This is a genomic window from Candidatus Rhodoblastus alkanivorans (assembly GCF_022760755.1).
Lineage (GTDB): Bacteria > Pseudomonadota > Alphaproteobacteria > Rhizobiales > Beijerinckiaceae > Rhodoblastus > Rhodoblastus alkanivorans.
In genome coordinates this window covers 590,196-603,075 of the sequence record NZ_JAIVFP010000001.1, presented here as the reverse complement: position 1 = coordinate 603,075, position 12,880 = coordinate 590,196, and the positions used below count along the sequence as shown (strand labels likewise).

The following is a 12,880-nucleotide window of genomic DNA, read 5'->3' as shown; positions in this document are numbered from 1 at the left end:
AATGATTTGCTCCTGGACATGGTCGATGAACACGCCAAAACCGAAGAAAACGCCGGCTCCGACGCGCGCGAGCCGTCGCCGGGCCGGGAGCTGGCGACGGCGGCGCCGACGTCTGACTCCCTACCGACGCATCTGGCGGGTCTGGCCGACAAGGCGCGCGACTACATCAAGGCCGCTAGCTCCGCCAACACCAACCGCGCCTATGAAGCCGACTGGCGCCATTTCAACGCCTGGCGCCGCCGCCAGGGCCTGAGCAACTTCCCCGCCAACGAGCCGCGGATCGTCGGCCTCTACATCACCGCCTGCGCCTCGGGCGCGGCGAGCGCCGACCGCAAGCCGAACTCGGTTGCGACCATCGAGCGGCGGCTGTCGGCGCTGAGCTGGGGTTTCCGCCAACTCGGCGAAAGTTTTGACCGCAAGGACCAGCACGTCATCACCGTCCTCGCCGGGATCAAGCGCACCCACGCGCGGCCGCCGGTCCAAAAGGAGGCGGTGCTGCCCGAGGACCTGCTGGCGATGCTCGCGACCCTCGAGCTCGGCGATCTGCGCGGTCTGCGCGACCGCGCCATGCTCCTCATCGGCTTCGCCGGCGGCTTGCGCCGCTCGGAAATCGTTGGGCTCGATTGCGGCCCCAAGCAGACCGAAGACGGCTCCGGCTGGATCGAAATCATCGACAAGGGCCTGGTCGTGACCTTGCGCGGCAAGACCGGCTGGCGCGAAGTCGAGATCGGGCGCGGCTCGAGCGAGGCCACCTGCCCGCTCAAAGCGCTGCAGAGCTGGCTCAGGTTCGCGCGCATCGAGCATGGGCCGCTGTTTCGCCGCGTGGCCGGCGCCAACAAAGGCGTCGGGGCTGACCGCCTGACCGACAAGCATGTCGCCCGGCTGGTCAAGTCGACGGCCTTGGCGGCGGGCGTGCGCGGCGATTTGAGCGAAGGCGAGCGCCGGCAAAAATTCTCAGGACATTCGCTGCGCGCCGGCCTCGCCTCCTCGGCCGAGGTCGACGAGCGCTATGTGCAGAAACAGCTTGGCCACGCCAGCGCCGAAATGACACGGCGCTACCAGCGCCGGCGCGACCGCTTCCGCGTCAATCTAACCAAGGCGGCCGGATTGTGAACGATTGCCAAAGCCGGCGGCTGCGCAGCCACTTTCGACGCTATTGGCGTTTTGGCGCAGTCACACCATTTGTATCATGGTGTGATACTTTGTGCTTGTGCCGACGTATCATGTTGTGATACTCAAAATATGAGACGCGCATAGGCTGGCGACGGCGATCAAAAGTCTTAAAGATGAACGGCTGACGAACATCCTCGCTCGTCAATGCCCGAAGGGGTTTCCAGCTGATCTTGCGGCCGTCACGCGCCGCAAGTTGATCATGCTCGACAATGCCGCCCGTCTCGAAGATCTGCGGGCGCCTCTGGCAAACCGTCTCGAAGCGCTTAAGGCGGATCGTATCGGGTAGCATTCGATCCGCGTCAACGATCAATTCCGCCTGTGTTTTCGTTGGACCGAAAACGGGCCCGCCGATGTTGAATTTGTGGACGATCACTAATGAGAGGCCGCTATGATAAAGTTGCCGCCCGTCCATCCTGGCGAAGTTCTTAGGGAGGAATTCCTTCGCCCGCTCGATCTGTCCGCTGGCGCCGTCGCGCGCGCCATTGGCGTTCCCCGGACCCGCATTGAGCGGCTGGCGAGCGAACAGGTTGATCTGACGCCAGACACCGCCCTCCGGCTGGCTCGCTTTTTCGAGACCAGCCCTGAATTCTGGATGGGCATCCAGAGTCGCTATGCGCTGGAAAGTGCTTCCGACGCCATCAGTGACGATCTCGACAAAATTGAACCCGTGAAGAAGGCCGGATAACGGCAGTGCAGTGCAGCCGTCCTTTAACGGCATGCCATTGTCGCGCTTTCTCACGCGCACGCGTTGCGCGGCCTCCCCTCCTCCGCTGAAGTCGACGAGCGCCGTGTGCAGAAACAACTCGGCCACGCTAGCGCCGAAATGACCGGGCGCTACCAACGTCGGCGCGACCGCTTCCGCGTCAATCTGACCAAAGCGGCCGGCCTATGATGCCGTCGGGTCGGATGGATCGGCGCCGAGGGTCGCGACATCGGTCAGCGCAAAGCCGGCGTCCTTGGTCAGGATCGGCGCGCGGCAGGCCTTCGCCGTTGCATAATGGAAGCAATCGGCGAGATTGAGGGCGCTGTTTCGCTCGCTGTCGGGATAGCGGTGCCGCCCGTAACGTTCGAACGCCTGGAGCGCGACAGGCAATTCGCGCGGCCCGATCGACAACAGCTGAATGCCGGCCGCCTCGATAAACTCCTGCACCCGGGCTTCCGCCTCGACCATGGGAATGCGCTTCTTGCGGTACAGCCCAACCGTCGCCTCCCATGCCGCCAGGACAGACGTAATCGGCCGTTTCGTCCGCGCCGCATCGATATGAGCCGCCAGAGCCTCGGCGCCCGGCTCGCCCGTCATGATGGCGATGATGACAGAGGCGTCGACGAACATCAGTAGTCGCCGCTCAAGTCGTCGAAAAACGCCTTGTCGGCTTCAAACCCGCTATCGGGATAGGCGGCGATGCGTTCGCGCAAAGGCTTCAGGCGCTCCCACAATGGAAGCGCCTCGGAAGCCCGGCGCAATTCGTTCTCCAGCGCGATTCTCACCGCTTCGGTCTTGTTGACGCGTTTTTGGGCGGCGAGTCTTTCGGCGAGCTGATTGACCAGTTCGTTGCGAATATTGAGCGGCATCCTCGATCTCTCGTGTTGACGTGAATATGGCATTATCTACACGCGAATACAAGGTCCAGGGAGGCGTGGCGGCAGGAGGCGAACGCGGCAAAAGCGCGAGATTCGGGCGAAAGACAGAAAGGCGACGCTGTCGCGTCGATTCGACAAAGGCCGCGGCGCTATAACTTATTGTTATAACCTATAAATAAGCAGGCCAGAAATCTCCGCAAATTGAAAATTTTAATGTAATTCTGCAGCCGTCGTCTTAATTAAGCGCCTCAAATTGAAATCGGCAACTAAACGCGACACCAGGGGAGCGTAGATTCGCCCCCAATCGAGCATTTCGACGATTCTCTGGTCGGCGTTCAAGAACCTGCGATTCCTTGGTATATTTCCTTATAGCGAAGCTAACATGCTCTTTGCTTCCGTCACAGGTGCAACTTTTTGGCGCGCCTTCTCACTATCGATAAGGATAGCTTACCGCTGCTCTGGGCGGCCGTCGGAACATTGATCATCGTCGCTCCGGTGAGATCGCTGGAATGGCGCGAAAAACGCCGGTTTTCCGCGGAATATTCGCCTTGATCGACCGAATTCTTCCTTTGGATTCAGCGGACAGATCATCCTCAATCGACCTATATGAGGCCAGGGCGCGATGCTCCGCTGCAGGCGGCAGCGCAAGCCACGCGCGCCGCCTTTTTTCGTCGCTAACCCCTTAGAATCCTGACTTTTCGCTTCTAAAGCCTCTAGGCGGCCACGGCATGCCGAGGCTATCTTTGCCTATCCGAAGCGCTGAATCGGCCTCTATGATCCTCTGCGGCTGTCGATCAACGACGCCTACAAACGGCCGTTTGCTAGCAACTTCCGATTTTGTACAAACGCCTCAAATCTCGCCTTCAATCGCCGCGGGAAGTGTCGGCGAGCCGGAATTCATGAGATTCAATGCCGCGGGCGGCGTTTCGCCCGCTATTATGAGACTCCCGGAGCGCGATTTTGAGACTGGATCGAGCATAATTTGTGAGACTTCGCCGTTGACGACCTGCGGCGTAACGGTCCGGCTCCGGCCGGCAGCACCGATCGTGTCGCGCGAAGGCGTTGAAGGTGGCCGAAATTTGGCGGCGCAGCGCGGACGGCCACGGCCGCAAGGCTTCGTGCACGCGTTGGCGTTGGAAGCTGATGATTGAGTTCAATTCAGGTCAATGATCGCTTCGACAACGTGATTGAGAGACGGCGCGTTCTCTGCCGTCAGCGTCATGCGCAACTTCAGTTTTCCGCCCTGGACGTTCCCTTCGCGCACTGCGCGCTCGATCTCGCGTTGCGAGGTGACGCCGACTTCTTTAAGGAATTTGCGCACGGCCATGTTGAAGTTATCCTCGTCCATCTCAATTCTCTCACTGCTCGTTTGACGCCGGCGAATCGTGGTCGCAGCATTCTTCGCCGGTCCAGGCCTCACGCCCTTCTTTGACAACGAACCAGACAATCGCCCTCGAGCTCACCGCGTCGCGAGGCATTGTCACTCGATATGGCGGGCTAGGCGGGCTCAGCCGCCATGCCCTTCGCCGCCAGTTCCTTTTTCGCGCTGTCGTTCTTGACGAGATGGGTCAACCCCATGCCGCGCAGGACATTGGGGGCCTTGGTGAACTGGATGTTGTCATAGCCGACGATTTCGATGCGGTTGCCCCAAGGGTCGCGGAAGTCGAGAAACGGGCCGTCGATCAGGGCGACGCCCGCAGCCTCGATCGCCCGCCGCGCAGCCTCCTTGTCATCGACGACGAGGCCGAAATGGCGGCCCTCATCGGACGGCTGCCTGCGGCCTTTTTGCAAGGCGATGAACTGGTCGCCGAGATCGATGAACGCCATGGCGTCGCTCTTGCCGCGGAGGTCGAACGTGAACAGGCGGCCATAGAACGCCAAGGCCTCCTCGATATCGCCGACCTCGAGTGCGACGTGATTAAAGCCGACAAGGCGCGGTTTAGCGCTTTCGCCCATCGGACCCTCCATTCGTGTGCGCCTATGAGATGGGCAGGGGGAGGGTGCTGCGCAATCGGCGCCGCCAGGAGCTAAAGCGCTTCGATTGGCTTTCGACGATTTCAGCGCGCAAACAGAGCCGCCGCGGCCCGCACCGCCCTGTGCGCCGCGGCGCGAATGCGTAAAAGAACTCTCGGCCGAACTCCGCCACCGCCAGGAGCAGGAACTCGGCCGCGAGCGAGTTCCCTAATTGCGCTGCCGGCGCTTTCCATCTAAATTAGTCCCCTATTAGGGATATGTTTTAGGACATCATGATGACCGCGATCAATCTTACCCCCCGAGAAGTGGCGGAACTCGCCAACGCTCCGAAGCGCGCGGTCGAAAAAGCCATCGAAGAGAAGGTTTTAGTTGTGCACAAGGCTACCCATGCCATTCCCTTCGGCAAAGCCGAGCGGCGTTTTCTCGGTATGGAAAGCATCGCATACATTCGATTGATGCGTCGGCTCTCGCCCGAGGTTTCGCTGACGATCCCCGCCAAGAGGAAACTTGCCAGATCGTTGAGAACCTATGATTTCGACCGGCTAAAAGCCGCCCGAGTGCAACTGGCGCCGGCTCTGATCGCCGACATAGGCGAAGCCGCCGGCGACGCTTTGGAGCGCGCCGCGCGCTACGTCAGAGCGCGCGAAGATTGGATTGACAGCGTGCACGGGATCAAGGGCGGTCTTCCTGTGATCCGCGGCACGCGGCTGACCGCGCATTCGCTCGCGGCTCGCCTCGATCACGGCGACAGCTTAGAGGACCTCGTTGCAGAGAACCCGGATCTGCCGCGGGGGGCGATCGAAGCAGCCGTGGTTTTCGCCAAGACCCATCCCTTGCCGGGCCGGCCCGCCCGTCTTGAGCACTCGGCGGCATAACCGCTCGTGCGCCTGTTCATTGACGAATGTCTGTCACCCGAAATCGCACTCGATCTGGCGCAGGCCGGTCATGATGCTGTCCACCCGCTCCACATTGGCCGGCGCGGCGAACAGGATCATACGGTCAAAGATCGCTGCATTGCCGAGGACCGCGTCATCGTCACCGAGAATGTCGGTGATTTCAAAGCGCTGCTCGGACGGGAAGCCATTCATCCCGGACTTATCGCCTTGCCTCAGACAAGCCGCGCAAAGGGTCTTAAATTGATTAATGCTGCGATTGCGCTGCTTGAGGGTCTGGGCGGCGATCCAATGGACGCGATCGTGAATCGCTACATCGATTTCGACGACAGCGGCGAGCCTAAGCTCCACCCGTTGCCGTAAGCCTCGAATCGCGGTTTCAACGTGAGCCGATCGCTGCGCTTGGTATTCAAATTCGGCCGGCAGCGCTGCCGCGCTGAGCCGCCTGTCGCGATCATCCTCGCAAATCAGGATTTATATTCCATAATTGCAAGGCTGATTCGGAGGCTCAATGCGAAGCGGCTTGAGGAGGTCTTGACTGGATCGGCTCGGCAGCGACCATCTGGAGCAGAGCCGATGACTCCTCCCTTGCGGATATGTCGATGTTTTGCGAATTGATCGACACGTTCTCTAAATATGTCGATTGCGCGTACACGTGGCTCGCCCGGACGTGCGGAATCCGTTCGCGCCTTTTCCGCGCACTGGAGCGCCGCTAATGAAAGTGGGTTCCCGCCACGGCCGCCTGCTGGGCTATGCGCGCGTCTCGACCGAAGACCAGGCCACCGACGCCCAGACCGACGAATTGCGCGCCGCCGGCTGCGCGGCGATTTACCAGGAGCACGGCTCCGGCGCGTCGCGCGCGCGTCCCGAACTCGCCCGACTGATGCGCGAAATCCGCGCCGGCGACGTCCTCGTCGTCGTGCGTCTCGACCGTTTGGCGCGCTCCGTCAGCCATCTCCTCGAGGTGATCGAGCGCCTGGAGGCGAACGGCGCGCATTTCCGCTCATTGCGCGATCCGATCGATACGTCGACGCCGCAGGGCATGTTCACGCTTCAAGTTCTCGGCGCGGTCGCCCAGCTCGAGCGCGCCCTGATCTCTGAACGAACGAAAGCTGGAATTAAAGCCGCACGCGCCCGCGGCAAGCTGCCGGGCAATCCCGGGTTGCGTTCCAAAGATCCGGCCGCGATCCGCAAGGCCGCCGAGGCGCGCGATCGCGTCTTCACCGGCGACGTCGTCGCCACGATGGACCGCTGGCTCCCGACTGTCCGCCGGATGCGGCCGTCGAGCCCGTGGGAAGACGTCGTTCGCGTGCTGAACATGGAAAGCGGCGTCCGCTGGACGGTCGAGCGTCTTCGACGCGCGGTGCGCCGAACGGTTCGCGAGCGCCTGGCCGACCCGAAACTGTTGGAGCGGAGCCCTCGCCGGCCTCCGCAAGACCGGCTGATGATGCTGGTCGCTGGGATCGCCATGGCCAATCCCGACATGCCGTTGCGCGCGATCGGCGCCCAGCTCGAGGCCATGCGCGAGCGCACGCCGCGCGGCGGCCGGCAATGGGCCGCCTCTTCGGTCAAGAACCTGCTCGATCAGGCGGCCAAGCTGGGCTTGGCTCCGGCCGCCACGAATCCCGTCGAATGAAAACTCCGATCGCCTTACATCTGCTGCTCTGCCCGACGCATTCCGAAGCGGCGAACGCCAAAATCGTCAGCGCGAACCCCTTCGCCTTCGATCCGCAGCTCTCAGCGCCATTGTAAATCCGGCGCATCAGAACAGCAGGAAATCGATCGCGTCAGCTAGGTTTTGGGCGACGAAGGTCGGCGGCGGATCGAGCTCTTTCTCCTGGCCCGTTCGATATTTGCCGGTCTGCACCAGAATGCCCATCAACCCCGCCGCCATCGCGCCGCCGACGTCGGCTTCCGCGTCGTCGCCAATCATCGCAACGTCCTCCGCCGCGCAGCCGAGACTGTCGACGGCCAGAGCGAAAAACAACGGCGACGGCTTGCCCAGCACCACGGCTTTGCGGTTGGAGGCGTATTCCAGACCGGAGACAAAGGCGCCGAGATCGAGGCTCAATTCGCCGTCACGATCCAGAAAATTACGATTATTCGCCAGCGCCAGAAATTCAGCGCCGCGCAGGATTTTGCGAAAGGCGTCGTTCAGTTTGTCATAGGTGAAGTAGGCGCCGGCGTCGCCCACGACGACCGCTTCCCTCCCCTGCTCGGGGAATCCGACGAAATCTTCTAACAGGCCCGGATGCACAACGAGAAACGGCGCGAGCTTTTCCCGCAACAAAAATGCGCGCGCCAAAATCGCCGGGGTGAACACGTCGCCCATGGCGACCTGCAAGCCCAATTGCGCCAATTCCTCGACGATGCGGCGGCGCGGAAGGCGCGTCGTGTTGGTGACGAATTTCAGCGGAATGTTTTCGGCCCTAACCCGCGCGATGGCCTCCAGCGACCCAGGCAAGGCTTTCCCCCGGACGTGAACCACGCCATCGAGATCGAGCAGAAGCCCGTGGATCGGGCGCCGGCCCGAAACGGATGACCGAAGCTTCGCCATCAAATTCCTCCCTGGGTCGCGTACCGCCCGAAGACCGAGATGTCGCCGAAAGACGCCCATCCGGACAAGTGGGTTAGGCGATAAGCGCTCGTCGCGTCCATCGGCTAGGCTCGCTTCTTGTCGCGTTTCCGGGCGCCGATCAGCGCCATCAGCATCGGCCCGATCGAAAACTCCGCGGCCTCCGCCTTGCGCGTCAATTCGCGCAGATAGCCGCCGGCGCTGTTGATCGCCGCGCCCTTCTGCAGGATCGCCGCCACAACGACGGCGGCCTGGACCTCGCCCATCGCGGCTTGCGCCTCCTCCCAGGCGCTCGGACTGACCCCTAGCATCGGCCGAACCACGGCGGCGGTCGCCAGGAAGTCGCGCCAGTTCGCAATGCCGCCCTTGGCGTAATCGACGATGTCGGGACAAGCGTCCAAAATCATTCCCAACGGATAGGATCCCTCCGGCATCCTCCGTGGTTCCGATGTTGGCTCGGACCTCGCCCCCTGCTTTTTTGGAAAGCCAGGTTCAAGTTCAATAGGAGAGTCTGGATTTGAATTCTGTATGTGGCGCTCAGTTTGAGACTCATTGCCGTTTGGAATCTGTGTTTTCACATGAGTTTCCAACAACATGAGCACTTCGTCGGCCAGCAACGACAGCTCCTCGGCGATCGGCTCGAGCTCAGATCGCGTCGCCGAACGGGGAATACGGGCCATAATCGCGCGATAGAGTGTGTGGATCTCCGTCCAGTCCGCCGGCCCCTGCCCTGCCCGGCGCGTCGGCACCCCTTCCTCGACGCCCGTGGTGATCATTTTGGCGATGTCACGTCGACAGAGCGTGATGCGCTCGCGAACAAGTTTGAGCGCGCGTTCCTCGGCGTGGACTTCCTCCGCCCAGGCCTCGAACTCCTCGGCGCGCACAACCAATGGCGACAGGTCAAACCCGAAGGCGAGTTCGACCTCCCCTCCCCTGTCCTTGCGCGCATAGCGCTTGCCGTTGGGGCTGTCGCGCCGGACGATGAGGCCGGCGTCGACCAGCGCCGCGAGATGACGCCGCAGCGTCGCCGGCGCCATCCCGTGCGCGCGCAGCGAGAGCTGCTGGTTGGACGGGAAGACGATGAGGCCGTCGCCGGTCAGCACGGTTTCCGGATGGAACGACAGCAGCGCGTCGAGCACCGCCAGCGCCCGCTCGGAAACGCCGATGCGAGATTTGCCGGTGCAGATCGCCCGGAAGACGTTCCACTTGTGCACCGCCTTTTCGGGCGGCCGCGTCTTTGCGATCGCCTGGCTCGCCACATGCGCGAGCGTCAGCGATCGCCGCCCAAAGGGCGTCGTTGCATAATGAGTTCCCACTTTCCTTCGCCCTCTCTTAGGCAAAAGAAATCCGCTCGCCGAAAACGACGCCTAAAACACTTGACAGTGATTCGCGAAGATGGGATTCTCGGAGTGCTTAAATCAGAGAAAGGCTTCCGCGCGGCAACGTTCGGGGGCTTTTTTCTTTTGCGGTTCAGTCTCCTGTTTCGCTACGGACCTTCGCCTCCTTGAACGCTCGATAGAGCGATTCAAGATTGGACGAAATAAATTGGCCAAACTCTCCCGCATTCTTCGATTTGAGCGAGAGGTTGAATGTTTTTCCGGTGTTGCGGAAAGACGCCGCGAGCATGTTGTCCTCGGGTGTCCAAGACGCTGATTCCGTTTTTCGCTGAGCTGACTTTCGAGGCGCTTTACGCGCGGCTTTCAATTGAGCCAAGAGGTGGTTGAATCGATCCGTTGGTTCTACCGACTGGAACTCTTCGGACCGCACAACTTGTTTGGCAAAGTCAGCGCTCGCCGGATGCGCGACTTGCTTTTTGAGTTCCTCCCACCTGTCACGCCCGACCGTCTTTGCTGCGCCAATCGCTTCGATTACGGTGACAGGAACGGTCTCTGCCACGGAAAGCATTCGGGAGAGCAAGGTATCGTCGACAGTTAGCGCGGACTTGATGGTGTCCTTACTCTGCCCCATATCGAGCAGCTTTTTCGCGAACAGAGCTTTTTCAATGAAGGATAAGTTAGCCCGCGCCGTATTTTCCTGCCCTTGCGCAATAAGGTGAGCGATGTCTTCAAGATTCTTGACGACAGCCAGAACAGGAATGCCTAGCTCCCTGGCAACTCGCGCCCGCCGATGGCCATACACAATCATGTAGCGCCCCGCGCGCTGCGGGTGAGGGCGCACGAGGATCGGCGTCGACTGCCCCCGCTCTTTGATCGCGTCACGAAGAAGAACATAGTCTTCGTCGTCATCTTCAATTCGATCGGACACGAACGACCCATCGATCACGCTCGCGTCGAGACTGACGATTGCTTCACCAGCAGTCATCTTCTTGGCGTTCTCTGCCATTTCGTCAATCGAGATCAGCATTGAGCGAGACGCACCGCGGCGGGTGTAGTCTGACCGTGCTTCGCTGTCGGCCTTGGACGTCTCCGGGCCCGTGACGCTTGTGAGGAGATTTTTGCGTGCCATCTTATCCTCCGGTCACCTGCGCCAATCGATTGGAATTACGAGCGGTTTTCGAATCCTGCACGGCTGTCAAAAGCGAAATCATTTGCGCCCCCACGCCATATGGACGAGGCTAGTGATTTCCTCATTGACCGCGTTAAGCGCCTCAAGCGCGCGATCATAGGTCGCCCGAGTAAATTGAGACCTTTCGACCTCGTATAGGGTTTGGTTAGTGATGCCGGCATCCGAGATCGCCGTCGATTTCACCATGGGGCTCTTCAGCATCTGCTTCGGAAAGAGAGCCTGCATAAATCCGACCATTTGGGCCTGCGGCCCGTCGGTTGGCTCATACCGCGTAACGAGATATCGGAACCATTTGAGCCTCACCTCAGCTCCAGCTTTGCTGATTGATTGCAAAATACCGCCGAGCATGAGCAGAAACTGGCTCATGGACATTACGTCGAGCATTTGCGGATGGATGGTTATAAGGACGGACGTGGAGGCGGTTAGCGCCGTCAGGGTGAGATAACCAAGCTGCGGCGGACAATCGATCACTACAACATCGTAGCGGTGGTCGACCTCCTTCAGCGCATCGGTAATGCGGGTGAAGAACATTCGACCGTCCGCAGACGACTTATTGGACGCCGCGAGCGGCGTGTCATACTCATATTCTTGGAGTTCCAGGTTCGCGGGCACAATGTCGAGACCCGGGAAGTTCGTCGGTCTAATAACATCGGAGATCGGTTTTTTGGCTTCGTCGTAACGAAGAGCTTCATACAGTGAAGGATTCTTATCGAGCTCAGGCTGAATGCCGTGAAGAGCCGAAAGCGAGGCCTGCGGATCAAGGTCGATCGCCAGAACACGGTGGCCAGTTAGGGCGAGATGCTGCGCGAGATGTGCTGCCGTGGTCGTCTTTCCGCTGCCCCCTTTGAAATTGACAACAGCTATCACCTGCATTCGCTCTCCCGCCCTCCGGTGCGGAACATATTTTTTGAAGTCAGCGCGCCCGTGTCGATCGAGATACTGACGCAGTTCCAGCATTTGCTCAGCGGTGTAGGTCCGGCGCCCTGAAACCGACGTCGTCGGAACAGGCCCCTTGCCATCAAGATGAAGTTTCTTGATGTTCGACTGAGTTACACCGAGGAAATAGGCCACCTCCGCCAGCGAGAACGGGCGCAGGCCCTTCGTGGCGTCAGGTGGATAGTGCTCAATCCGAAGCATATTCAGCTTGTCGGAGATCAGTTCTCCTTGCTGGAGAATGGCCTCGTGAAAACTGAAACCGTCCATCTCGTCAACGTGTGCCGCCATATTCATCTGCGCCGCTTTCAGGGAATAACGCTTTTCCGCGCGAGATCACGTTTCAAGCGGGAATTATGCCCGATTCGTTTATTACGGCAACGTTTTTTAAGTTAATGAAAGGTTAACAAGGATTACGCAAGCGGCCGCTTAAGCGCAATCAGTGTCGTACACACATTATACTACTGTTTTCTATGGTGTTTTTGTCGCGATGCACGGCTGTCAAAAACGCCGCGCGTTGGAGCTGCACAAGCTTCCCACGATCGCATCGGAAGTTGCATCTGCATCGAACGTCCGGCCCCGCGCGGTATCGCGAGGCCGGCCGGAGAGCGAGCGTCAGCTCGCGGGGTTCCAGATGATGACCTTCTTGGTCAAGTCGTCGCCGGGCGCCGGCGCCACATTGCCGTAGATCGTACCGAACTCGGGGGCCGAGAGCGACACCGAGATGTATTGCTCGCCGGTGTTCTTGGAGATCCGGTTCCAGCCGGCGCCGAGCTCAAAGCCGTTCTTGCGCGAAACGATGCGGTAGTCGGGCTCGTTGTCTTTCGCCTTGCGGCCGTTCGGAATGAGCGCGATCGGCGCGGTGACGTTGAGCGTGGTGAGCGTGCCTTCGAGATTGCCGTCGGCCTTCAGGGTGAGGGTGGCGATCGTGGCCATGGTGTCTTCTCCTTTTGAGGTTGCTCGGGGCCATCCCCGATGACGCCAAAAGGAAGGGGCCGGCCGCCGCCGTCACCGGAGCGCCAGCGCAGGGGAACCCCCGCAGCGGGGTTGACGGCACAAGGCGGGCGAGACCCGCACAAAGGCGTCGATGAAAAGAGGATGGGCTTCGAAGCGGCCGCCCCAAGGAGAGAGACCGAGCGGCCACGCGCCGCCTTAGCACGAAAGATCGAGTCGGCAAGCTCAGCACAATCCTGATGTCTCGGCCCCGCCTGGCGTCCATGTCTCG

At 60.6% G+C, this 12,880-nt stretch carries 13 protein-coding genes and 2 pseudogenes; 6 read left to right on the top strand and 9 right to left on the bottom strand.

All coding sequences use genetic code 11. The annotated features are described in order from the left end of the window. Positions 1–18: 18 nt before the first annotated feature. The 3 genes and pseudogenes from K2U94_RS02835 to K2U94_RS02820 form a co-directional block, all read left to right on the top strand. Positions 19–1,113 (top strand): tyrosine-type recombinase/integrase, encoded by a 1,095-nt coding sequence (locus K2U94_RS02835; protein ID WP_243065760.1) that lies wholly within the window; start codon positions 19–21, stop codon positions 1,111–1,113. 181 nt (positions 1,114–1,294) lie between these two features. Further along, positions 1,295–1,549: pseudogene (locus tag K2U94_RS02830) on the top strand (type II toxin-antitoxin system RelE/ParE family toxin). Positions 1,550–1,915: 366 nt separating this feature from the next. After that, positions 1,916–2,065, top strand: a pseudogene (locus tag K2U94_RS02820) (integrase); the annotation flags it as partial. On the opposite strand, the gene K2U94_RS02815 reads toward K2U94_RS02820, so the two are convergent. From K2U94_RS02815 to K2U94_RS02800, 4 genes are all read right to left on the bottom strand, one after another. Continuing rightward, positions 2,060–2,506, bottom strand: coding sequence for a type II toxin-antitoxin system VapC family toxin (locus K2U94_RS02815; RefSeq protein ID WP_243065758.1), 447 nt, complete (start codon positions 2,504–2,506; stop codon positions 2,060–2,062). The pseudogene K2U94_RS02820 and the gene K2U94_RS02815 sit on opposite strands and share 6 nt — an antisense overlap. Continuing rightward, positions 2,506–2,745 (bottom strand): type II toxin-antitoxin system VapB family antitoxin, encoded by a 240-nt coding sequence (locus K2U94_RS02810; RefSeq protein WP_243065757.1) that lies wholly within the window; start codon positions 2,743–2,745, stop codon positions 2,506–2,508. The genes K2U94_RS02815 and K2U94_RS02810 overlap by 1 nt, the downstream gene beginning before the upstream one ends. Positions 2,746–3,907: 1,162 nt before the next feature. Further along, positions 3,908–4,102 carry a DUF6494 family protein gene (locus K2U94_RS02805; protein WP_243065756.1) on the bottom strand — a complete coding sequence of 65 codons (195 nt, stop codon included), beginning with the start codon at positions 4,100–4,102 and terminating at the stop codon, positions 3,908–3,910. Positions 4,103–4,251: 149 nt separating this feature from the next. Continuing rightward, positions 4,252–4,710, bottom strand: coding sequence for a VOC family protein (locus tag K2U94_RS02800; protein ID WP_243065755.1), 459 nt, complete (start codon positions 4,708–4,710; stop codon positions 4,252–4,254). 293 nt (positions 4,711–5,003) lie between these two features. On the opposite strand from K2U94_RS02800, the gene K2U94_RS02795 reads away from it, so the two are divergent. The 3 genes from K2U94_RS02795 (at position 5,004) to K2U94_RS02785 (ending at position 7,257) form a co-directional block, all read left to right on the top strand. Beyond that, the gene (locus tag K2U94_RS02795) at positions 5,004–5,603 is read left to right on the top strand and encodes a DUF433 domain-containing protein (protein WP_243065754.1); all 600 of its coding nucleotides are present in this window, start codon (positions 5,004–5,006) and stop codon (positions 5,601–5,603) included. Between the two features lie 6 nt (positions 5,604–5,609). Next, positions 5,610–5,984 carry a DUF5615 family PIN-like protein gene (locus tag K2U94_RS02790; RefSeq protein WP_243065753.1) on the top strand — a complete coding sequence of 125 codons (375 nt, stop codon included), beginning with the start codon at positions 5,610–5,612 and terminating at the stop codon, positions 5,982–5,984. Between the two features lie 352 nt (positions 5,985–6,336). Then, positions 6,337–7,257 carry a recombinase family protein gene (locus K2U94_RS02785; protein WP_243065752.1) on the top strand — a complete coding sequence of 307 codons (921 nt, stop codon included), beginning with the start codon at positions 6,337–6,339 and terminating at the stop codon, positions 7,255–7,257. Positions 7,258–7,383: 126 nt separating this feature from the next. Here K2U94_RS02785 and K2U94_RS02780 read toward each other — a convergent pair whose 3' ends face one another. The 5 genes from K2U94_RS02780 to K2U94_RS02760 all read right to left on the bottom strand — a co-directional run bounded on the left by K2U94_RS02780 (position 7,384) and on the right by K2U94_RS02760 (position 12,591). Further along, positions 7,384–8,178 (bottom strand): TIGR01458 family HAD-type hydrolase, encoded by a 795-nt coding sequence (locus tag K2U94_RS02780; protein ID WP_243065751.1) that lies wholly within the window; start codon positions 8,176–8,178, stop codon positions 7,384–7,386. Between the two features lie 104 nt (positions 8,179–8,282). Further along, positions 8,283–9,512, bottom strand: a complete 1,230-nt coding sequence (repC, locus tag K2U94_RS02775) for a plasmid replication protein RepC (protein WP_243065750.1) — start codon at positions 9,510–9,512, stop codon at positions 8,283–8,285. A 154-nt stretch (positions 9,513–9,666) separates the two neighbouring features. After that, positions 9,667–10,662 (bottom strand): plasmid partitioning protein RepB, encoded by a 996-nt coding sequence (repB, locus tag K2U94_RS02770; RefSeq protein WP_243065749.1) that lies wholly within the window; start codon positions 10,660–10,662, stop codon positions 9,667–9,669. A gap of 78 nt (positions 10,663–10,740) precedes the next feature. Further along, entirely contained in the window at positions 10,741–11,946 is a 1,206-nt protein-coding gene (gene repA, locus K2U94_RS02765) for a plasmid partitioning protein RepA (RefSeq protein ID WP_425332541.1), read from the bottom strand. Positions 11,947–12,270: 324 nt separating this feature from the next. Further along, complete coding sequence (locus K2U94_RS02760; RefSeq protein WP_243065747.1) at positions 12,271–12,591, bottom strand: DUF736 domain-containing protein; 321 nt, start codon at positions 12,589–12,591, stop codon at positions 12,271–12,273. Positions 12,592–12,880: the final 289 nt, after the last annotated feature.

Bases quoted from the DNA above. Each gene is read 5' to 3' on its own strand.
- K2U94_RS02835 (WP_243065760.1), top strand. From the start codon at position 19: ATGGTCGATGAACACGCCAAAACCGAAGAAAACGCCGGCTCCGACGCG.
- K2U94_RS02815 (WP_243065758.1), bottom strand. From the start codon at position 2,506: ATGTTCGTCGACGCCTCTGTCATCATCGCCATCATGACGGGCGAGCCG.
- K2U94_RS02810 (WP_243065757.1), bottom strand. From the start codon at position 2,745: ATGCCGCTCAATATTCGCAACGAACTGGTCAATCAGCTCGCCGAAAGA.
- K2U94_RS02805 (WP_243065756.1), bottom strand. From the start codon at position 4,102: ATGGACGAGGATAACTTCAACATGGCCGTGCGCAAATTCCTTAAAGAA.
- K2U94_RS02800 (WP_243065755.1), bottom strand. From the start codon at position 4,710: ATGGGCGAAAGCGCTAAACCGCGCCTTGTCGGCTTTAATCACGTCGCA.
- K2U94_RS02795 (WP_243065754.1), top strand. From the start codon at position 5,004: ATGACCGCGATCAATCTTACCCCCCGAGAAGTGGCGGAACTCGCCAAC.
- K2U94_RS02785 (WP_243065752.1), top strand. From the start codon at position 6,337: ATGAAAGTGGGTTCCCGCCACGGCCGCCTGCTGGGCTATGCGCGCGTC.
- K2U94_RS02780 (WP_243065751.1), bottom strand. From the start codon at position 8,178: ATGGCGAAGCTTCGGTCATCCGTTTCGGGCCGGCGCCCGATCCACGGG.
- repB (WP_243065749.1), bottom strand. From the start codon at position 10,662: ATGGCACGCAAAAATCTCCTCACAAGCGTCACGGGCCCGGAGACGTCC.
- repA (WP_425332541.1), bottom strand. From the start codon at position 11,946: ATGGCGGCACACGTTGACGAGATGGACGGTTTCAGTTTTCACGAGGCC.
- K2U94_RS02760 (WP_243065747.1), bottom strand. From the start codon at position 12,591: ATGGCCACGATCGCCACCCTCACCCTGAAGGCCGACGGCAATCTCGAA.